We start from the raw sequence: 22,226 nt of genomic DNA on the forward strand, positions 1-22,226 counted from the left end.
CCTGACCTCGATGTTTAGCCTTATCCCACTCGTCCTGTAAATGCGGATCAGTACGTTAATATAAAAATTGTACTCAATGCCAGATTGCATCAATGCAGACCAAGAAGCGAGTGAAAAGCCCATTTCTGAATCAAGAAGATGGCACCTGTTTCAATAAAAACTTGGTTAATCGTTACTGGTAAAATTAGGTAAATGCAGTAAGCGTGTTTGAGTTACCCTAAAACTTGAAAAAAGTATTTGACATTGTACGCTAAACGATGAAAAAACCGGCTCACAACCATACATGTGAGCCGGTTTTTTACTTGAGACTATTAGTCTGTTAGACTCCCCTTTTATTTCCCCATACATAGGTATGCAATTGAGGGAGCACCTTTACATCATTAAGCTCTGAATCCCCTACGACTTGGTCAATTAACCATTCATATCTTCCTATTAACTCAGATAATAGTTTTTCATTATCGGAGTTGGCGATATCTTCGTTACCAACCTGAAGATAGAAAGGAACACCCGGATACCTTTTATGGATGGCCTTTGCATAATCAAAATCTTGTTCATTAAAAACGACAATCTTTAAGCTAAAGCTTTGATTATTTGTTTGCTGTAATTGAGCAATAATGTCATCAAGTATTTCAAAGTCCGTTGTCATTTTTGAACTTGGCGGTTTTGGGGATAGAGTAAGGTCGTCGATTTCGAGGAACCAGTCCTGCCACTTGCTTCCCTGTGTTTCTAAACCGATTTTAATATGGTTGGTTTTTAATAGCTGTATTAAATGGTTTAGATTTTTAAGAAGCGCAGGATTGCCTCCAGAAATGGTGACAAACGAAAATCGGTCACCACCGACCGCCTTCAGCTCCTCCCAGATTTCTTCAGCGTCCATTTGCTGCACTAAATGTTTCCCACTTCCATCCCAAGTAAAGGCAGAATCACACCAATCACAGGAATAGTCACAACCAGAGGTTCGAACAAACATCGTCTTTTGCCCGATGACCATTCCTTCCCCTTGAATGGTCGGACCGAAAATTTCAATCACAGGGATTTTACTCAACTTCCATCCACTCCCGTCTTGCTTCCGCATAGCTAGTCGGTGTTTCAAATAACCGAACAAACTCTACTCTTGCTCCTTTATACTGCTGTTTTCTTTCTTCAGCCTGAAGGGCCGCGGCCATTTTTTCATAAATCCAGACGACCATGTTTTCAGCCGTTGTATTCATTGGTGGGAGCGTTTCATTTAAATATTTATGATCAAGATAAATTTCGATTTCTGTTTTCCATATTTCTTTGATGTCTCCAAAATCAATCATTAAGCCTCTATCATCCACAAATCCACTCAGCCCAAAAATCACGCGATACGTGTGTCCGTGCAGGTTTTTGCATTTTCCTTCATAGGCATGGAGATGATGGGCGGAGTCAAAGGTAAACTCTTTACTGACCATAACGCGTTTATTGTGGTACTTTAACTGGTCACGTTTGATGTCTTCATCTATTTTTTGTAGCTTCTCAACAATTCGAAATCCGTACATGATTTAGCGCTCCTTTCGAACATTCAAATATTCGTCAAGACCGTTTTTTCTAAGCTTGCAAGCCGGACATTCACCGCAGCCATCAGCAACGATACCATTATAGCAAGTGAGTGTTTTTTCACGGACAAAATCAAAAGCTCCCAGCTCATCAGCCATCTTCCACGTTTCGGCTTTATTTAACCACATTAATGGAGTATGAATGACAAATTGCTGATCCATTGATAAGTTTAAGGTCACATTCAAGGATTTGATAAAAACGTCACGGCAATCTGGGTACCCGCTAAAATCCGTTTCGCAAACCCCGGTGACAATATGTTTTGCCCCGATTTGGCTGGCAAGAACACCTGCGAATGACATAAACAAGAGATTTCTCCCTGGTACAAATGTGGACGGCAGTTCGCCCTCCTCTCCATCTGTAACCTCGATATTCTGGCGCGTTAACGCGTTGGGCGCAAGTTGGTTCAGGAGGCTCATATCAAGAATATGATGTGTGATACCAAGCTCTTTTGTGATTTTCTTCGCACATTCAATTTCGGTGATATGCCTTTGGTTATAATCAAACGTCACGGCGGTTACGTCAGCAAATTGTTCCATCGCCCAAAAAAGGCATGTGGTGCTGTCCTGTCCTCCACTAAACACTACGACGGCTTTATCGTTTTTCACTGTAAAACTCTCCTTTAATAAGAAAACAGGACTACTAAAGAAAGCAGTCCTGTTTCCATTAGTTTTTTTAAGAGGGTAGCTAACAACCTCTCCCGTTTTTTAAAACGGATTATTTAATTAGCAAACAAATCATACCATAGCTTATTTGAACTTTACACCATAAATCTGAGTTTTAGCTTGTCTAAAGCTCCCATCCTAGTAAGCTGTATGGTTTCTATATAAGATATCCTATTATCTTAGCACACTTTGTATGAATGCTTATTATTCATTGCCAGCGGAGTAGGAAGCAAGAGAACCGTCCCCAAAATAGTTATAGCGCACGGCCTTCTCTTTACTTATACTTAAGGTAACTTGACGTTGGGAGAGATGTCTAATGTTATCGAATGATGTAAAACAGAAGTTGAAAGCGATTGTTGGCGTGGAAAATTTTGAGGATTCGAAGTCTGCTTGTTTAGTCTATTCTTATGATGCGACTCCTAATTTTCAATCGATGCCTGATGGTGTAATTAGTCCTCGTACTACACAGGAAGTCTCTGAAATTGTGAAACTATGTAATGAACATAAAATCCCAATTGTTCCAAGGGGATCAGGTTCGAATCTTTGTGGTGGGACATGCCCAACGGAAGGCGGACTTGTTCTTCTCTTTAGACATATGAATAAGATTCTAGAAATTGATGAAGAAAATTTAACGGTTACTGTCCAGCCTGGTGTGGTCACCCTTGATATGATCAATGCCGTGGAAGCGAAAGGATTGTTTTACCCGCCAGATCCTTCTTCGATGAAGATTTCCACAATGGGTGGGAATATCAATGAAAATTCCGGTGGCCTGCGCGGGTTAAAATATGGAGTCACCCGTGATTATGTCATGGCCCTTGAAGTGGTTCTTGCAAATGGAGACATTATCCGAACAGGCGGAAAGCTTGCGAAAGATGTAGCAGGCTATGATTTAACTCGTTTGTATGTAGGTTCCGAGGGAACCTTGGGTGTGATAACAGAGGCGACATTAAAATTAATTCCCATCCCTGAGACGAAAAAAACCATGCTGGCCCTCTATCAAGACCTTGAAGCGGCTGCTAAGACGGTTTCTAAGATTATCGCCAACAAAATTATCCCTTCGACACTTGAATTTCTTGATCAGCCTACCCTGAAAGTGGTCGAGGACTTTGCACAGATTGGACTGCCAACGGATGTCCAAGCCGTTCTTTTAATTGAACAGGATGGTCCAGCTGAAGTCGTAGAAAAAGATATGAAGAAGATGGCGGAGATTTGCCATGCAGAGAAGGCCGTTTCTGTAAAAGTGGCACAAACAGCGGAAGAAGCAGAAGCATTGACAACCGCACGGCGTGCCGCCCTGTCCGCATGTGCACGTTTAAAACCGACGACGATTTTAGAAGATGCCACAGTCCCAAGGTCTGAAATTGCAAAAATGGTGAATGGGATTAACAAAATTGCCGAAAAGTACAAGCTTGATATTTGCACCTTTGGCCATGCGGGCGATGGCAATCTCCACCCTACCTGCCCAACCGATGCACGAAACCATGAAGAAATGGAACGCGTAGAAGAAGCGTTTGCGGAGATTTTTGCGTTGGCGATTGAACTTGGCGGGACGATTACCGGAGAACATGGTGTCGGGGTGATGAAGGCGCCTTATCTTGAATGGAAACTTGGAAAAGAAGGAATTGCTGCCATGCAGGCAATCAAATCTGGTTTAGATCCAAACAATATTATGAATCCTGGGAAGGTTTTTGCTAAGGACAGCAGGAAGAGATTGGTGGTAACGAGATGACAACAGTGAAAGAACAGCAGGTAATACAAGAACAGTTTAAAGAGCGAATGAATCAGGATGAGCTGTTAAATTGTATGCGTTGTGGCTTCTGCTTACCAACCTGTCCGACTTATATCGAATCCGGCTTGAAAGAAGCCCATTCCCCACGCGGCCGCATCGCTTTAATGAAAGCGGTTGTAGATGGAATCATTGAACCAGATGAAGAGGTTGAGCGTTCACTTGAGCTTTGCCTCGGATGTCGTGCATGCGAACCCGTCTGCCCTTCTGGGGTAAAATATGGCCACCTTCTTGAGGAAGCACGCGATATTATTAATCAAAACAAAAAGCATTCATTGCCGGTAAAAATGGTGAGAAATGCCGTTCTTAATGGGCTTTTCCCCCACCAAAATCGCATGCAAATGGTAACGGGGCTTTTAGGTTTTTACCAGCGGTCAGGAATGCAAACATTGACACGGAAAACTGGGATGATGAAGCTTTTCCCTGATCATTTAGCCACGATGGAAAAAGTGCTTCCACAAGTACCAACGATGAAGAAGATGAAAAACCGTCCCGAGTTTCTTGAAGCGCTTGGACCTCAAACGAAGCGAGTCGCATTTTTCAAAGGCTGCTTAATGGATACGATGTTTCTTGAAAGCAATGATGCGACCATGAAATTGCTCCAACTTGCTGGGTGTGAAATCGTGATTCCGCCCGATCAGGCATGTTGTGGGGCCCTTCATGGTCATAGTGGCGAAAAGGATGCAGGCAAGGAACTTGCCAAGCGGAATATTCAAGCATTCGAAGACTTAGAGGTTGATTTTATTATTACAAATGCAGGTGGATGTGGGGCCTTTCTCATTGATTATGATCATCTATTGAAGGATGATCCTGATTGGAAGGAACGAGCGAAAGCCTTTGTCTCTAAGATTAAGGATATATCCGAAATCCTTTATGAACTAGATTTTCATAAAAAGAATCACTTGGAACTTCCCGAACAAGTGATTACTTACCAAGATTCATGCCATCTGCGCAATGTGATGAAAACCGCTTCTGCACCGCGGGCTTTGCTTCAAGCCATTAAAGGAATCGAATACCGAGAAATGAAGGATGCGGACCGTTGCTGTGGGTCGGCTGGGATTTACAATATCGTTGAATCGGAAATGTCGATGCAAATCCTAGATTATAAAATGATCCAGACAAAAGCAACCCTTGCGACTACAGTGGTTACCGCCAACCCGGGTTGTTTATTACAGATGAAACTTGGGATTGAGCGCGAGGGGTTAACAGATAAAATGCGAGGCGTTCATATCGTTGACCTTTTACTTGAGGCTGTTGGACAAGAAAAATAAAGCAGAAAACCGGTCATTTGACCGGTTTTCTTTATTTTACAGATTGTATATTTTCTACTGTGGTTGGTCTTCTATGGAATGAACCGGGCTCTCCAACCTTTCCAAAATCCTTCTCTTTTGATAAAGCATGGTCCCGGTTTCGGCAAGGTCATTGATCATCGAGCGATTGGCAAAAGCACCGAAAAGAATCCCTGCTACAGGAACCATTTGAAGAAGCTTTTTCCAACCGAATTGTTCCGTATAGGTCAAGGACACCTCTCGCCAGCCTTGAAGTTGAGACATGACCTCAGTTGATTCTTGTTTTTTATGATTGAATGATGAGAGCTCATTTAAAATCGCCTGCTTCCCGACAACATCGGCTGAAGAGAATTGTAGACACTTTAAAATAAATACCCTCTCACGCTTGTCTTTTGGGTCGTACCCATGGATAATAGCGATTTCCTGAAGTGTCTTTAATGAGATAGCGAGCACGGCAGGAATGTCAATGGCAAGTGTGAAGATTCCACCCACTCCGGTAGTAGCCCCTTGAACAGTCGCTGCCTTTTTCCGTTTACCTGTTAAATCAGTAGAAGCCTGTTTCATCACTTCTAAGGGTACATCTTTTAACTCTGCTAAGTCGTTGACTTTTTGCCCTGTCTTTTTTTCAATGAATTGAAATACAGCTTTTTCATTTGAAAGATATTGACCGCCCGTTTGAATATAACTACCAAGTTCATCTAATAGACTTCCTATTTTATCCTGAATAAACTTAGGGGTGAATTTGTCTAACAGTTTAAATGGAAGGCGACTGAGTTTCTCCCAGAACCATAAACCTTTCTGGTCTTTTTCCCATTTTTCAATTATTTTTAACTCAGTTAATAAATATTCTTTAGACTCCATCTTTTTCATCCACCCGTCCTTTTTACTAATAGTATTAACGGTTTCAATTGTCTAAAGGTTTCACTCTCGAAAAATATTTTTAGTATCTCTAAAACCAAAAGCCGGATGCTCGTGAACATCCAGCTTTTACATGCGTCTAAATTAGTTAATTACTTCACCTGTCCAACGATCCATTCCACCAGTCAAATTGTAGATATTCTCAAATCCATTTTCCGCAAGAAGTGTGCTCGCCGTCTCTGACGTTTTTCCAGCCTTACAAACAATTAAATACGTTTTCGTTTTGTCCAAAGTAGAGTAACTTGCTTCTAACTCCTTTAAAGGAATACTCTCGGCATTGGGAATATGCCCTTCGGAAAATCCCTCTGGGCTTCGAACATCCAAGATATTTATTTCTGGGTCAGTCAGCATATCTATCGCTTCCTCGGAAGTAACATCCTTAAAGTTTCGTTCTTTATTATCATCGGAAGTTACCGATTTATACTCCGACTTTTCAGAGGTAACCTCTTGAGCTGAACAGCCCCCTATTATGAAAGTAGCCATTAATAAGACCATAAATCTTTTCATCATTCTGCCTCCCTTTTCTCTAAGTTTAGCAGAATCTATTCTTGTTAATTGTAGAGATTCTGTGTCAGCTTTATAAAATAAAAAGAGCCATTTTCCATTTGGGAATTGGCTCTTTGCAAATCATAAAGTTTTACTCGTCATCAATCTCGCCGTCACCAATTTCATCTTCTTCTTCAATTTCCTCGATTTGTTCTCCTTCTTCAGGTGGTGCTTCATTGTTTCCACAACCGCCTAAAGTGAACAAAGCAAATGACATGAATAATAATAGTAAGAGCTTTTTCATTTTAACAACCTCCTTTCCTTTTATGCTTTCCAAAGCTGTAAATATTATGTTTGGACGGGTGTTTACGCAAAAATACCCCATTTTTTTAGAAATGGGGCTTACCTGTCGGGTATTTTTAAATTAACCGAGGTATTTCTTTCGGATTATGTTGATATATTCTGGTTAGAAGCAATATATTCCCTGTGGAAGAATTTATATTCCCTGTGGGAGAAGCTATATTCCCTGTAAGAGAAACTATATTCCTTGTTGGAGAATATATATTCCCGTACAGGGAATAAACACCTATATGGGTATACTACTTTTGAACCGTTTTTTAGTTTAAGTCCTCAAACTCTTTCGCAATTCTTTCAAATGCTTCTTTAATGATTGGTCTAGGCGATGGAATACAGATGCGTTGAAACGGAAGGCCTTCCTGGCCGAACATTTTGCCATCTTCAAGAACCACATTCGCCTTGTTATAGATACGGTCATGCACTTCTTCCGGCGAAATGCCATAGCCACTAAAGTCCATCCACATCACATACGTTCCTTCTGGGATCCTTACTTTTACTTTAGGCATATTTTCCGCTAAAAAGTTTACGACCCATTCCATGGTTCCGTCGATGTATTCTTTCAATTGATCTAGCCATTCTTCTCCCTCATGGTAAGCAGCAATGAGGGCTGATACCATGAATGGCGATGGCAGGTTCATGCCCATGGCCTGACTATACTTTTTCCGTAGCTCAGGGTTAGTAATAATGACATTTGTACAATGAAGACCGGCCACATTAAAGGTTTTATTAATTGCCGTGCAAGTAACGATGTGGTCGGTTGTCCCTGCTACCTTTACAATCGGTGTAAACGTTTGGTCTTGTCTAATCAAATCCCCATGGATCTCATCTGCGACAATTACAACCCCATTGGCTGCACAAATGTCTGATAGTCTCTTAAGCTCATCTTCTTTAAAGATTCGTCCTGTTGGATTATGAGGATTACATAAAATAAACATCGTCGTGGTTTCTTCTTTTGCTTTGGCCTCGAAATCATCAAAGTCGATCGTATAATAACCCTCTTCATCATATTTTAGGGCATTATTCCTTACCACTCGCCCATTCCCTTCTACACCTGAAGTAAATGGTGGGTAAACAGGTCTTTGAATGATAATCCCTTCACCTGGTTTTGTTAATGCCCGAACGGCTACATTCACTGCATGAACCGTACCAGGACTAAAAACAATTTCTTCTTTTTTGATATCCCAGTCATGTCGCTTTTTAAACCAATGTTGAATGGCTTCAAAATACTCATTAGGAAAGATTGAATAGCCAAAGATTCGGTGATCAACGGTTTTATGAAGAGCATCAATCATTGGCTGAGGAACAGGTAAGTCCATATCCGCTGTAAATAATGGGATGGTGTCTTCATCGTATCTTTCCGTCAGACCGAATTCTTTTAAAAACTCTCCCCCGTCCCATTTCATCGAGTACGTATTTCTTCGATTAATGACTTCATCAAAATTATATTTCATCTCTCTCGCTCCTTTTCCATCACACGTTTATGATGAGTTTCAACTAACGATTAGATTCCCTTTTTCTTAAGGCTATTTTCGTATACTTTGTTGTTTTTAACAAAGGTAACTATAAAACTGGTCCGTTCCATTGCGCTCCGGACACTTGCTTTCCGCGGGGAGGAAGCTGAGCCTCCTCGTCGCTTTGCTCCTGCGGGGTCTCAGCCTTTCCTCTATCTCCCGCAGGACTCTGAATGGCTTCTCGAGTTTGCCCACGCACGAGAAAATGTGCAGTTCCATTTTCGAGGAGTCAAGTGTCCTCCGCTCCATTCCACTAATACAATACAATCAGAAAACAGCCTTTCTTAAATATATTTCTATTCTTAGTTTCAAATACAAAGCCATGATTGTCCATTAATGTGCTCGAATTAATAAGGAACTTTTACATACTGCTGATTGGAGCTCCAGGCACGTAGACTCCTCGAAAATGAACTGCACATTTTCTCGTGCGCGGGCCTCTCAAGAAAGCCATTCAGTGTCCTGCGGGAGTGCCAGGCCAAGGAAGACCCCACAGGAGCGCAGCGACGAGGAGGCTCACCTCACGCCCCGCGGAAAGCGAAGTGCCTGGAGCGGAAATCAACAACCCAGTTTTGCAAGCTAAAAATTATTAACAAAAGTCCAACTAAAGCAGGAAAATGAAATATTTTGTAGAATTATTTATATCAATAATTCTTTTATATGTTTTTAATACATATACTGAGAATAAATATAATAAAAGGAGCGTGCAATTATGCAAAAACAAAAGATGCTGATTAATGGCGAGCGATTAAAAGATTCTCTAGAGAAGTTTGCCGACTTTGGACGGACAGCAAATAACGGAGTGACTCGGTTATCCTTATCGGAAGAGGATCGGTTAGCTAGAAATTACTTTCGTTCTTGTTGTGAAGAGTTAGGCCTGGACGTGAAGGTAGATGACATGGGAAACATGTACGCTACACTTGCTGGCACGGAGGATAAGCCACCAATCGTGATTGGCTCTCATCTGGATTCCGTAAAAAAAGGTGGCCGATTCGATGGAGTGTTAGGAGTCCTAGCCGGTCTTGAAGTCGTCCGCACGCTAGTCGATAACAACGTCAAGCCAAAAATCCCTGTCACGATTGCCAATATCACGAATGAAGAAGGCGCACGGTTTGAACCTTCAATGATGGCTTCTGGTGTATTGTCAGGAAAATTTGATAAAGCAAAGATGGTTCAAAGTACGGATGTAGATGGAATCACGTTTGGAGAAGCGTTGAAATCCATTGGTTACGAGGGCGATGAAGCCAACCGTTTAAAAGAGGCGACAGCTTTTATCGAAATCCATATCGAACAAGGTCCAATCCTCGAACACGAGAACCTTACTATTGGGGTTGTTGAGTGCGTGCTTGGCATGTGTTGTTATGAAATTGAAGTAACAGGAGAATCTGACCATGCTGGGACTACGCCAATGGCAATGAGAAAAGACGCCCTGTTTGCAACCAACAACCTTATTACTGAAGCACGTACGAAGTTAAATGCCCTTGATAATGACTTAGTTTATACAATGGGCCGACTGAACGTTCTACCGAATATCCACACGGTCATCCCTAATAAAGTCATCTTTACACTAGAAGCCCGTCACCAAAACCCAGCAACGATTCAAAAGGTAGAAGAAATTATCTTAGGTTTAACTCAATCTTCTGCTAATGAAGGCTGTGAAGTAAAGGCAACGAAGCTTTGGGGACGTGATACGGTTTGGTTTGATCAAGAAATTGTGGACTCCGTCGAACAAGCCACTCAAACTTTAGGCTATTCATACAAGAGAATGGTCAGCGGCGCAGGACATGATGCTCAGTTCCTTGCAAGCTATATACCATCCGCAATGATTTTCGCTCCAAGCATTAATGGAAAGAGCCATAGTGAAGAAGAGTTGACCACTTACGAAGATTGCGAAAAAGGCGTGAATGTCGTTCTTGAAACCGTTCTTTCCTTGCAATCCAAATAAAACCTTCCTACATGATGTTCATTATCATCTCTCCACCTCCGGATTTCCTCCCAACGGATATCCGGTTTTTTTTATTCTTCAACGTAAAATATCCTCATGATTTCAGCAAATTTAATTATACATTAACTTTACTTGCTTTATTGAATATTAAATAATGTTATCAATATACATTTACACCAATTATAATTGCCTAAATATTTAAAATATTATATAATTAAATAGATATAATTACTTATTCCTGTTTGTTTGGTCAGATCGTTTATGTTGTTAAAGCGTTTGGTCTAGAAGTCTTTGAACCTCTAAATCTGTTATTTAATAAGGAGGAAATGAATATGTTAATCGGAGTACCTAAGGAAATTAAAAACAATGAAAATCGTGTTGCCCTCACCCCTGCTGGAGTAGCCACCTTCCTACAAGCAGGTCACAAAGTACTAATCGAAGCAAGCGCAGGTCTAGGCAGTGGCTTCACGAATGAAGATTATTTAGAAGCAGGCGCCAAGATCGTTCAATCACCTAAAGAGATATGGGCCCAGGCTGACATGATTATGAAAGTAAAAGAACCGATCCAATCTGAGTACCAATATTTCCGTGAAGATGCGATTCTATTTACGTACCTCCATTTAGCGGCTGAAGCTGAACTCGCCAAAGCGCTAATCGACAGCCGCATGACGGCGATTGCTTATGAAACGGTTGAAGAAAATCGTACCTTACCTCTCTTGACACCAATGAGCGAAGTCGCAGGGCGGATGGCGTCCCAAATTGGTGCTCAATTCCTTGAGAAACCTAAGGGTGGAAAAGGTGTCCTACTAGGCGGTGTGCCAGGAGTTTCAAGGTCAAAAGTGACCATCATCGGTGGTGGGGTCGTTGGAACGAATGCAGCCAAAATAGCGATTGGGCTTGGAGCGGATGTGACGATTGTTGATTTAAATCCTGATCGTCTACGTCAACTCGATGATATTTTCGGCGCAAGCATTCAAACCTTGATGTCAAACCCATTAAATATCGCTGAGGCTGTTAAAAATTCCGATTTGGTGATCGGCGCCGTCCTGATTCCTGGATCAAAAGCACCGAAATTAGTCACAGCAGACATGGTAAGCTCGATGTCACCGGGATCAGTGATTGTCGATGTAGCCGTCGACCAGGGAGGAATTTTCGAGACGGTGGACAAAATCACGACTCATGATGCACCTACCTACGAAAAATATGGTGTCGTCCACTACGCTGTTGCGAATATGCCTGGCGCTGTCCCACGAACATCGACACTCGCGTTAACAAATGTAACGGTCCCATATGCACTGCAAATTGCCAACAAAGGGGTTAAACAGGCCATCACGGATAACAAGGCCCTGGCGCTTGGTGTGAACACAGTTGGTGGTGCGATTACCTATAAAGCCGTGGCCCAAGACCTTGGCTATGAATACGTCTCTCTAGACAAAGCATTAGAAACCGTTCCATCTTAATCAGTGCAGAAGTTAAATAGAAATGATTCCACTTCCCTCTCAATGAGTTCCTGAGGGAAGTTTTTTTGAGTAAATTATCCTATTTTTCTAAAAAATACTAGGAATTCTGAATTTTTAGTATAATATAGAGGTATACCCTTTTTTCCTTTTAATAAAAACACTGTCAGAATATCTAACAAACCAATAGTTAAGCGGAATACTGATTGATATGATTAAACACACAGAAGGTTCTTAAAGATCTATTTTAGATACATACGATGAGTATACAACCCTACCTATGATGATTCTCTAATAAAACAATCTACTTCTTTTGAAGGTTATTCATTTTGTATACGCTTTCATTTTAAATAGTCTGTGTTAAAAGGTCGATGTAGATTTTAAGTCAAGTTGATTAAAGAGCAAATCAGCATACGAGCCTTTTAATATAAAATATATAACCTGATCTCTTTTAGAAGGAATCGCAACAGACTGATATGTATTAACCCGTAAATTTCTAAACATGCTGTAAGGGGGAATTTGTTACCAATGAAAAGAACAGCCTACCGGGGAGTTAGCTTTAATGAAGCGCAAGCAGTTGTTCAAAACCAATGGTATGAACGTACAGAATCCAGAGACTTTCTTAATGGAGTTGCGGCTAGATCTTCATTCGGACAAGGGCTTTATCTAGTCAATGATCAAGTGCTCGCTGCTCGATATGCCTTCTGCCATGCGGAAGTAGAAAAAGATGAACAGGCCGTCATTTTGAAGCAGAAAATCCATTTGAATAACCCATTTATCTTGAACTATAAATATAGTGAAACCCGTTTAAGGAAGGATGCTCTGAATTGGAAGTTTGATCAAATTGCTTTTCCGTATAGTGAAGAAGATGAAACCACGGAAAATTCACTAGAAATCTCGCGAAAAATCGGTGAAGTCATCATGGAATACCTTCTCCATCATTCATATGATGGAATTATTTATCACATCAATGATGAAATTATTTATTATGTCCTGTATGATCAAGCCCATCAAGTTGAAAAGATTGAAGTAGAACTTGTTTTTAATATCCATGAACTCAATCAGCAGCCTTCTTAATTTAGAAAGGATACCTCATAGACTCCACTCAAAAATACACCACTTGTTTCTACCAAACGATATTCATGTATAAAAAAACAGAAAAAGAACAGGCATGCGACCTGTTCTTTTTCTGCTTCTTACTATTAAACGGTTTGAGATTCACATTCCTCAATAACTGTCTTGACTGTATCAACAAGGAAACGTAAATCCTCATCTGTTGATGACAATGGTGGTGCAAGAATGAGGACGTTTTGATAACCAGGAATCGTGTCGCCATTTCGGCCAATGATGAGTCCCTTTTCTTTACATTTTGCAATGACTTTCCCTGAGAACTCCTCGGCGGCAGGGGCTTTCGTTTGCTTATCTGCAACCAGCTCGATTCCGAATAAGAAACCTACACCACGTACCTCTCCTACACAATCAAGAGTTTCCAAGTCTTGTAACTCATTTAATACACTTCTACCAAGCTGAGAAACTCGCTCAACGATTCCTTCGTTTTCAATGATTTCAATATTTTTAAGGGCAACTGCGCATGCCGCTGGATGTCCACCAAAAGTAGATACATGACGGAAATGCTGTTTGTCGCCCTCTCCTTTGAATTTCTCATAAATATAGGATTGAACGGCTGTTGCTCCCAGTGGCATATAGCCACTTGTAAGCCCTTTAGCCATCGTCACGATATCTGGCTGCACACCTGCCGAATGCATAAACCCGAACATCTCACCTGTCCGTCCAAAGCCCGATACCACTTCATCGACAATTAACAGGACATCATTTTCTTTACAAATCTCAGCAACCCTTGTTAGATATTCCTTTGAAGGGATGAGAACACCACCGCCAGAGATAAATGGTTCTAAAATAATCCCTGCAACGGTATCAGCGCCTTCCCATGTAATCACTTCCTTGATATATTCCGCAGCTGCTAGATCGCTTTCAAAGGTACTACGATAGCTATATGGCGGCGGAACATGCAGGAAGCCGGAAGCGCTCGGACCATACTTCCCCTTGCGGTTCGCTTGGGCAGTTGCACTTAGTGCTCCTATCGTTGATCCATGATAGGCACGGTATCTCGAAATAAATTTATATTTACCAGGGTTCCCGTTTTGGGCATGATATTGCCTAGCAATCTTAAAAGCTACTTCGTTTGCCTCTGAACCACTATTTGAAAAATAAGTCGTATAAGAACCTTTCAACAAACTGCTAAGCTTTGCCGATAGTTCAATCGCTGGTACATGGCTTTGCGTAAGCGGGAAATAAGAGACATTCACCATTTGGTCATAAGCGGCTTGAGCGATTTCTTTTCGACCGTGCCCTAGGTTTAAACACCACAAGCCAGAAACGCCGTCCAAATATTTATTGCCTTCCATATCTGTAAACCAAGAACCTTCACCCTTTGTAGCAATCGTCGGGTTTGCGTTTGCGTTAAACCGGCTCATTGAATGCCATAAATGTTCTTTATCCTTTTGAACTAACGTTTTGTTTTCTGTTTGAACTTCTTGCATGATTTTCCCTCCATTCATCGTTCGTGGCTTAGTGTGTAAAAAAACTTTTTTATAAAAAACTAGAAAATTAGACTGGTAGTTTCCCTTTCTCCACATCTGATTCCTTCGCTGCTCCGCTCGCAAGCGCTGCCTTTGATACCGCGTACGCTACACGAGTGACGACCCGCTCATCAAATGGAGACGGAATCACATAGTCCTCGTGAAGGTCATGGGTTCCGACGATTTCCGCAATCGCATAAACAGCTGCGATCTTCATTTCTTCGTTTATTTCAGTTGCTCTCACATCAAGGGCACCTCGGAAAATCCCTGGGAAAGCTAGGACATTATTCACCTGATTGGGAAAATCAGAACGACCGGTGCCAACAACCCTAGCACCCGCTGCCTTTGCCTCAACAGGCATGATTTCTGGGTCTGGATTCGCCATCGCAAAAATGATCGCGTCATTAGCCATAGTTTCAACCATCTCAGCCGTTAAAGCCCCGGCGGCGGAGACACCAATAAATACATCCGCATCCTTTATCACCGTGCCTAACGAGCCTTCAATTCTTTTTCCATTCGTTTGCTTGGCAAGCTCTTCCTTCAGCGGGTTCATTCGGAACGGGCGACCTTCGTAAATCGCACCTTGTGAATCACATAGAACAATATCTTTTGCTCCCATGGATAAAAGGAGTTTCACGATGGCCACTCCTGCCGCCCCGGCTCCATTTACAACGATTTTTACTTCATTCAGTCGCTTTTTTACCAATGAAAGGGCATTGATCAATCCAGCGGCTGTAACAATGGCTGTTCCATGCTGATCGTCATGGAAAACGGGGATATTCATCTCTTTTTTTAGACGCTCCTCAATCACAAAGCAGTTCGGAGCAGAGATATCCTCGAGATTGATCGCACCGAAAGTCGGTTCAAGACGTTTTACCGTCTCTACTACTTCATCAACGTCTTGAGTGTTCAAACACAAAGGGATGGCATCAATATCCGCAAACAGTTTAAATAAAGCCGCTTTCCCTTCCATAACAGGCATCGCCGCACTTGGGCCGATATTTCCAAGCCCTAACACGGACGACCCTTCTGTGACAACAGCAACAAAATTGCCTTTTATCGTATATTCATAGATTTTTTCCTCGTTGACAGCAATCTCCTTACAAGGTTCAGCAACACCAGGTGAATAAACTAAACTTAAATCCTCTGGACCTTTCACTGGAGTCTTAACTCCAACATTCAGTTTCCCTGAATGCTTTCTGTGAAGCTCCAAGGCTCTTTCTTTCATATTCAATCCGTGTCACTCCCCTCTTCTTTTTAATTATGCCGATACCGAATTTGTTTTTTTATGATTAGCAATGATGATATTTGAGAAATGTTTTCGAGCATCTGCTGTTAAAATATGAAGGGTGATGTTTTCCTCTTTTTGATCTGCAGGCGCAAATTCAACGAATGCACCGCTTAAGTTTTCACGTACACTGGCGATTTGATAGCCTTGTTCGATGAGTGAATCGATTTTCGTTTTTTCTTCTAGGAATTCGTTATAAGATGACATTTTTTCATCCTCCTTTAAATTAAGGGGTTTATTTTTAATACTAAAGCTGTGGTAAAGAGGAGTTGATTTCCGCAACGGTAATAGCTATCCACGGGGTCGAATGCCTTCCGCTACATTCAATATGTAGCCAAATCAACAACGCCCTTTAATAGACCCAAAATATCTGTCTATCTTACCGACCGAGCGAATTTCCGCTCACCTCGGGACCATAGAACCACTCTATCTTACCGTCCGAGCGATTTTTCACTCTCCTCGGGCACATAGAGCCTCTCTATCTTACCGACCAGGCGAATTTTCACGCCCCACGGGCACTAAAGGCCCCTACCTTATTGCCAAGTGAATTTTTATTCAATTTTAAAAACTTAAACCCCTACGGTTCCTGTTTCTGCTGGGCTATCAACTGTTTCGGTGGCGTCTGATGTATCGATGATCCAGTCACGACCTACTGTGATACCCAGATATTTTTCATCACTTGGATTGATGAGTTCGGCTTGCTGATACTTTTTAAACCACCAGTATTTTGTTAAGACATAATAGAGGACTGCACCAACGATAAATCCGGCAAAGAAAGAGTAGGTCGGTAACGCAAGTGCTATAACACCGCTGATTCCCCAGGAAATCATACCCGCCCAGTTAATGCCCATATGGTATTTATATTGGCCATCCATTTCATACAAATCTGGCACGTTAACTCTTCGCTTGCGCACGATATAGTAGTCAGCAAAGATAATCCCAACAATCCCTGCTAACAAACCTCCGATGATTGAAAGAAACGGTAGTAAAGCATCAAACAGCTGCCAAGGTTGAGTGACAATTCCGATGACACCAGCTAAACTTACCCCAACATAAAACGAGACTTTCGGACCGCCGATGTTTGAGAAAATTGTTCCGGCTGGGACTAGGTTGGCTGTTGTATTGGTCGACCACTGAGCAAAGACAATCATTAGTAGCAAAATCGCTAACACGAAGCCGCTTGCTGTGGATTGCATCGCTGCGATTGGATCATAGTTTCCAAGGGCAATATACCCTAAGCCACCAATTAGAACCATTGAAGTTTGAGTTAAAGGCAAGGCAATTAGTGTTGGAACTAATGTACTTTTGTTTCGTTTGAACCAGCTTCTTTCAAATTTTGGTGCTTTTACAAAGCGAGAAAGCGTAGAGAAGTCAGCAGCCAATGTTGACCAATAGCCCATATTTCCAATCATAACCGTCATAAAGGCTGTAAACAGCGCTGCACCTGTGACTGGGCTTTCCACCCAACTCCAGACATTCCTTCCCGTCTCCCCTGCTTGATCAACGAGTGTTACGTACATCCAAATCGAGATGAGAATAAGAACGGGCGCCGCCAAATCAGCGAATTTCTCAAGCGCTTTAATCCCAATCGAAGTGTTAATCACCTGGATGACAACAAACACTAAAAAGCAGACAAACCAGTTATCATATCCTGTTAAAACATTTAAAATCCCATTGATTGCTGCTGCACCAAAGTAGGAGTTGATCCCGAACCAGATCGAAGCGGCTAGCCCCCGTAGTAAAGAAGGGATATGTGTACCGACAATTCCGAACGGAGCCCTAAGGTAGATGGGAAAAGAAATTCCATGCTCGATGCCGATGTCACCGATTAAGACCATAAACACACCAATGATTAAACAACCAATAAATGAAGCCAGAAGCACCCATACCAAAGGAATGGATTGAACTCCCGTGCCGCCAAGAGCAAAAGCAGCCAGGACAACCGCCATCCCAATCCACATCATCGAAAAGCCAAAGGTACCTAGACTCCTCTCACTATGTGCAATTGGTAATAAATCAGGCGATTTTAGATAACTGTTATTTTTCTTCATCACATTTCTCCTTTTATAAAGACTTTGTTTCGGAATAGGCTTTGATGTTGAATAAAAGGAAGGAGAAATCCTTCCTTTCATCGTTAGTCAGTATTCACTCACAAGCCAGGAGCCTTGTTATGGTTTTGTTCTGTTCTATTGCAATACTTTTTCAGCTGAGCTGTCAGGAGACGCTTCAAAGCGTTTGCGCTTTAAGTACTGGCCGTTACCTGGTTTACCAACAAATGCTTTATCTCTAATGACATACTCGCCACGTGATAGAACGGAAATCGGTTCCCCAGTTACTTTCATTCCTTCGAACGCGTTATAATCGACATTCATATGATGAGTTTCAGCTGAAATCGTTCTTTCGGCATTTGGATCAAAGATAACAATGTCCGCATCACTACCAACTGCAATCGTTCCTTTTTGTGGGAATAGCCCAAACAGCTTGGCAATGCGTGTGGAAACAATATCAACAAATTGATTAATCGAGATGCGGCCTTTTTTCACGCCTTCTGAGAAGAACAGGCTGAAGCGGTCTTCGATAATTGGACCACCATTTGGAATCTTTGAGAAATCCCCTAAGCCCAAATCTTTTTGTCCTTTAAAATTAAACGAACATTGGTCAGAACCTAATGTCTGTAATTGACCACTTTTCAGCGCATTCCATAAAACTTCTTGGTTCCACTTTTCACGAAGTGGTGGTGACCATACATACTTGGCACCTTCGAAGTTTGGTTTTTCTAAGTAAGACTGATCAAGTACTAAGTACTGAGGGCAAGTTTCCCCGTAGACACGCAAACCTTTTTTACGTGCGGCTTCAATCTTTTCAACTGCCTCCGCACAAGAGACATGGACGACATACAGTTGAGAATCAGCAAGTCCTGTTAATGCCGCAGCCCTTCCAGTTGCTTCCCCTTCTGCTTCCGGTGGTCTCGTTAACGCATGATAAATCGGATCGGTATTTCCTTCTTCTAGCGCTTTGTTGACAAGGAAGTCAACAACATCCCCATTCTCAGCGTGAACCATCACAAGGGCGCCATGTTCTTTAGCAGTTAATAGGGTACGGAATAAAGTTTCGTCATCGGCCTGGAAAACATTTTTATAGGCCATAAATACTTTAAAGGAAGTAATTCCTTCTTCTTCAATGATTTTCGGAAGTTCATTTAAGACACGTTCATTAACCTCACCCACCATCAGATGGAAACCATAGTCAATAACGGCTTTGTCTTGTGATTTATCATGCCATTTTTGAATCGAGTTTTTTAATGGTTGCCCCTTATCTGTTAAGCAAAAGTCAATAACCGTTGTCGTTCCCCCGAAAGCAGCGGCAATCGTACCTGTTTCAAAATCATCCGCTGTAACCGTTCCTCCAAAAGGCATCTCCAAATGAGTATGAGGGTCAATTCCACCAGGGAACAAATACGAACCCTTGGCATCAATGATTTCATCGACGTTTTCACTTAAATTTTTACCGATTGCGGCGATTTTTCCGTCCTCAATCAGGACATCGGCTTCATATTGGTCGGCTGCTGTGACGATTGTTCCATTTTTGATTAGTTTTTTCATATAAAGTTTCCTCCTTTATTTCAACAAGCGTTTAACTGAAAAGAGTGATATCCTTTTAGAAAATTAGACTGTTAGCTTAATAGCATTTTGGCGCTCATTCCACGTCATTGGTTCTCCGTTTGGAATTTCGACCATATCAATCGCTCCGTCAACTGGGCAGACGATGGAACAAAGGTTACAACCAACGCAATCTTCTTCACGAACTCGAAGTTCTGGCTTTCCGTCTGCTGACGTCAGCATGTCGATACATTGGTGTGAAGTATCTTCACAGGCAATATGACACTTGTTACAGTTAATACAGGTATCATTATTGATCCGTGCCACTACTTTATAATTCAAATCAAGATTGCCCCAGTCAGAATATTTCGGGACGGATTTCCCGATTAGTCCATCTAGGTTTGCGATGCCTTTATCATCAAGATAGTTATTTAACCCATCAATCATGTCCTCGACAATGCTGAACCCATGATGCATAGCGGCTGTACAGACTTGGACGCTACCTGCACCCATCAACATAAACTCAACGGCATCTTTCCAGTCCGAGACACCGCCCATTCCTGAAATTGGGATATGATTCAGTTCAGGATGGCGAGCACATTCAGCAACCATGTTTAAAGCAATCGGTTTAACAGCCGGACCACAGTACCCTCCATGAGCACCTTTCCCAGCCACATTTGGAATCGTATTCCAAGAATCTAAATCGACTCCTGCTAAACTATTAATCGTATTGATCATACTGATGGCATCTGCCCCACCCTGGACGGCTGCATAAGCGGTCGCAGTAATATCTGTAATATTTGGTGTAAGCTTAACGATTACTGGTACTTCAGCCACTTCCTTGGCCCAATACGTTTGCTTCTCAACTAGTTCAGGTACCTGACCAGAAGCTGCTCCCATCCCCCGCTCAGCCATTCCGTGTGGACAGCCAAAGTTTAATTCGAATCCATCAACACCGACATCTTGGACCCGTTTAACAATTTCATGCCAAGCTTCTTGGTTCGGCTCAACCATTAAAGAAGCGATGACCGCATGATTCGGAAATCTCTTTTTCGTCTCATAAATTTCTTTTAAATTGACCTCAAGTGGACGATCGGTGATTAGCTCAATATTATTGAAACCGGCCACACGCTGTCCTCCGAAATGGGTCCCTGCAAAACGCGAGGAGACATTTAAAATCGGATCCCCTAATGTCTTCCATACAGCTCCACCCCAGCCTGCTTCAAAGGCTCTTTGAACTTGATAACCTGAGTTCGTTGGTGGAGCAGAAGCCAACCAAAAAGGATTTGGCGCCTTTATTCCGGCAAAGTTTACCCGTAAATCTGCCATTTGAATTCCTCCTGCCTATAGTAAAATTTCCTTATACATTTTCGACTGCTACTGTGTCGACCATTAAGGTTTTATGAATTGCGTGGGCGGTTAGCTTGCCTTGTTGCGCGGCCGTTACCACCATGGCATCTCCCTGTCCATCTCCAAAGATTACGTCGCCTGCGGCATATACTTTTGGATTGGAGGTTTGATGCGTTTCGGTGTTGATTTTTACGATGCCACGGTTATGGTCTAATCCAAACTCTTCAATCAGAGAAACATAACGCGTTTGGCCAATCGCTTTGATGACTGCATCTACTTCGATACTAAACTCAGAACCTTGTACCGGCACCGGACGACGTCGGCCTGAATCATCTGGCTCTCCAAGCTCCATGCGAACGCATTCCAACGCTTTTACTTTGCCGCTCTCATCTTTAACAATCTTTGTTGGTTGCGTTAACCAGCGGAACTCGACGCCATCTTGTTTCGCGAATTCATATTCAAACTCGTAAGCGGTCATTTCGGCTTCGGTTCTGCGGTAGACCATCTTAACATCCCCTGCGCCAAGACGAACCGAACAAGTCGCTGCATCAATCGCGGTATTTCCTGCACCAATAATGACAATTTTCTTGCCGATATATTGTGGATCAAGTGGTGGCGTTTTCGTGGTTTCCACAAAGTCGATTGCATCGAGGACGCCTTCCGCATCTTCTCCTTCAATTCCGAGCATTGGCACTTTCGACATCCCTACCGCTAAAATCACGGCATCATAGTTATCGATAATTTCCTCTGCCTGGATATCTCTTCCGACTTTCGTGTTGGTCAGGATTTTCACGCCAAGCTTTTCAATTTGTTCGACTTCCCATAGGGAGACTTCCTGTGGTAAGCGGAACGAAACGATGCCATAAGTATCCAACCCACCTGCTTTTTCTTTTGCTTCAAAAATCGTAACTTCGTAGCCAAGACGGGCCAATTCACGAGCAGCTGAAAGTCCTGCTGGACCGCCACCAATGATCGCTACCGTTTTCCCGACCGCTTCACCTGCTTTAAACAGTTGCTGATTGTTATGAATTGCCCAGTTTGTTGCATGGCGTTGGAGGTTTCCAATCATGATTGGCAGAGAGGCATCATTTAGAACACAGGCGCCTTCACATAATTCTTCTGTCGGACAAACACGCGCACAGCTGGCCCCAACCGGGTTCGCTTCCATAATCACTTTTGCGGAACCTTTTAAGTTTCCAGAAGCAATCTTCTTTATGAAAGACGGGATGTTGATATCTGTCGGACAAGCTTTAATACAGGGAGCGTCGTAACAGTAAAGACAGCGATTGGCTTCATCCATGGCTTCCTTTTGTGTTAAAGCTGGTTCAATTTCAATAAAATTAGCTCGTAAATCATCTAATGAAATTTTCTTATTTTTCACCCGGTTTAAATGCATTCGTTAG

Annotated in this window: 19 protein-coding genes; 5 read left to right on the forward strand and 14 right to left on the reverse strand. The window is 42.2% G+C overall.

From position 1 onward, the window contains the following. Nucleotides 1-319: 319 nt before the first annotated feature. From queE to queC, 3 genes are read right to left on the reverse strand one after another with little or no spacing between them, the layout of a single operon-like run. Nucleotides 320-1,045, reverse strand: coding sequence for a 7-carboxy-7-deazaguanine synthase QueE (gene queE / locus BMX30_RS08260; RefSeq protein WP_090743565.1), 726 nt, complete (start codon nt 1,043-1,045; stop codon nt 320-322). Beyond that, nucleotides 1,038-1,520 (reverse strand): 6-carboxytetrahydropterin synthase QueD, encoded by a 483-nt coding sequence (gene queD, locus BMX30_RS08265; protein WP_090743568.1) that lies wholly within the window; start codon nt 1,518-1,520, stop codon nt 1,038-1,040. The genes queE and queD overlap by 8 nt, the downstream gene beginning before the upstream one ends. A 3-nt stretch (nt 1,521-1,523) precedes the next feature. Beyond that, the gene (gene queC, locus BMX30_RS08270) at nt 1,524-2,183 is read right to left on the reverse strand and encodes a 7-cyano-7-deazaguanine synthase QueC (RefSeq protein WP_090743570.1); all 660 of its coding nucleotides are present in this window, start codon (nt 2,181-2,183) and stop codon (nt 1,524-1,526) included. Between the two features lie 373 nt (nt 2,184-2,556). Here queC and glcD point away from each other — a divergent pair, with 373 nt between their 5' ends. Both glcD and BMX30_RS08280 read left to right on the forward strand, forming a co-directional pair. Further along, entirely contained in the window at nt 2,557-3,969 is a 1,413-nt protein-coding gene (gene glcD / locus BMX30_RS08275; protein WP_090743574.1) for a glycolate oxidase subunit GlcD, read from the forward strand. After that, a complete protein-coding gene (locus BMX30_RS08280) occupies nt 3,966-5,297 on the forward strand; it encodes a (Fe-S)-binding protein (protein WP_090743577.1) in 1,332 nt (443 codons plus the stop codon). Before glcD ends, BMX30_RS08280 begins: the two co-directional genes overlap by 4 nt. Before the next feature lie 54 nt (nt 5,298-5,351). On the opposite strand, the gene BMX30_RS08285 is transcribed toward BMX30_RS08280, so the two are convergent. From BMX30_RS08285 to BMX30_RS08295, 4 genes are all read right to left on the reverse strand, one after another. After that, nucleotides 5,352-6,176 (reverse strand): EcsC family protein, encoded by an 825-nt coding sequence (locus tag BMX30_RS08285; protein ID WP_090743580.1) that lies wholly within the window; start codon nt 6,174-6,176, stop codon nt 5,352-5,354. Nucleotides 6,177-6,317: 141 nt separating this feature from the next. Next, a complete protein-coding gene (locus BMX30_RS08290; protein WP_090743583.1) occupies nt 6,318-6,743 on the reverse strand; it encodes a rhodanese-like domain-containing protein in 426 nt (141 codons plus the stop codon). Between the two features lie 127 nt (nt 6,744-6,870). Next, nucleotides 6,871-7,023, reverse strand: coding sequence for a hypothetical protein (locus BMX30_RS23485; RefSeq protein ID WP_170843829.1), 153 nt, complete (start codon nt 7,021-7,023; stop codon nt 6,871-6,873). A gap of 313 nt (nt 7,024-7,336) precedes the next feature. After that, entirely contained in the window at nt 7,337-8,527 is a 1,191-nt protein-coding gene (locus BMX30_RS08295) for a MalY/PatB family protein (protein WP_090743586.1), read from the reverse strand. Between the two features lie 769 nt (nt 8,528-9,296). Here BMX30_RS08295 and BMX30_RS08300 point away from each other — a divergent pair. From BMX30_RS08300 to BMX30_RS08310, 3 genes are all read left to right on the forward strand, one after another. After that, nucleotides 9,297-10,529: a Zn-dependent hydrolase gene (locus BMX30_RS08300; RefSeq protein ID WP_090743589.1), complete on the forward strand. Its 1,233-nt coding sequence runs from the start codon at nt 9,297-9,299 to the stop codon at nt 10,527-10,529. A 332-nt stretch (nt 10,530-10,861) separates the two neighbouring features. Continuing rightward, nucleotides 10,862-11,989: an alanine dehydrogenase gene (gene ald, locus BMX30_RS08305; protein WP_090743590.1), complete on the forward strand. Its 1,128-nt coding sequence runs from the start codon at nt 10,862-10,864 to the stop codon at nt 11,987-11,989. Between the two features lie 525 nt (nt 11,990-12,514). Further along, complete coding sequence (locus tag BMX30_RS08310; protein WP_090743593.1) at nt 12,515-13,063, forward strand: hypothetical protein; 549 nt, start codon at nt 12,515-12,517, stop codon at nt 13,061-13,063. A 125-nt stretch (nt 13,064-13,188) separates the two neighbouring features. Here BMX30_RS08310 and BMX30_RS08315 read toward each other — a convergent pair whose 3' ends face one another. The 7 genes from BMX30_RS08315 to BMX30_RS08345 form a co-directional block, all read right to left on the reverse strand. Continuing rightward, complete coding sequence (locus tag BMX30_RS08315) at nt 13,189-14,547, reverse strand: aminotransferase (protein ID WP_090743596.1); 1,359 nt, start codon at nt 14,545-14,547, stop codon at nt 13,189-13,191. A 67-nt stretch (nt 14,548-14,614) separates the two neighbouring features. Beyond that, on the reverse strand, nt 14,615-15,820 hold the full coding sequence (locus BMX30_RS08320; protein WP_090743598.1) for an NAD(P)-dependent malic enzyme: 1,206 nt from the start codon (nt 15,818-15,820) through the stop codon (nt 14,615-14,617). 27 nt (nt 15,821-15,847) lie between these two features. Next, a complete protein-coding gene (locus BMX30_RS08325) occupies nt 15,848-16,081 on the reverse strand; it encodes a hypothetical protein (protein WP_090743601.1) in 234 nt (77 codons plus the stop codon). A gap of 362 nt (nt 16,082-16,443) precedes the next feature. Further along, on the reverse strand, nt 16,444-17,925 hold the full coding sequence (locus BMX30_RS08330; RefSeq protein ID WP_090743604.1) for an NCS1 family transporter: 1,482 nt from the start codon (nt 17,923-17,925) through the stop codon (nt 16,444-16,446). Between the two features lie 135 nt (nt 17,926-18,060). Further along, nucleotides 18,061-19,476 (reverse strand): dihydropyrimidinase, encoded by a 1,416-nt coding sequence (gene hydA / locus BMX30_RS08335; protein ID WP_090743608.1) that lies wholly within the window; start codon nt 19,474-19,476, stop codon nt 18,061-18,063. Nucleotides 19,477-19,539: 63 nt separating this feature from the next. Next, entirely contained in the window at nt 19,540-20,802 is a 1,263-nt protein-coding gene (gene preA / locus BMX30_RS08340) for an NAD-dependent dihydropyrimidine dehydrogenase subunit PreA (protein WP_090743611.1), read from the reverse strand. Nucleotides 20,803-20,833: 31 nt separating this feature from the next. Continuing rightward, complete coding sequence (locus BMX30_RS08345; protein WP_090743614.1) at nt 20,834-22,219, reverse strand: NAD(P)-dependent oxidoreductase; 1,386 nt, start codon at nt 22,217-22,219, stop codon at nt 20,834-20,836. Between the last annotated feature and the right edge of the window lie 7 nt (nt 22,220-22,226).

The organism is Mesobacillus persicus (assembly GCF_900109925.1).
Taxonomy (GTDB): Bacteria; Bacillota; Bacilli; order Bacillales; family Cytobacillaceae; genus Mesobacillus_B; species Mesobacillus_B persicus.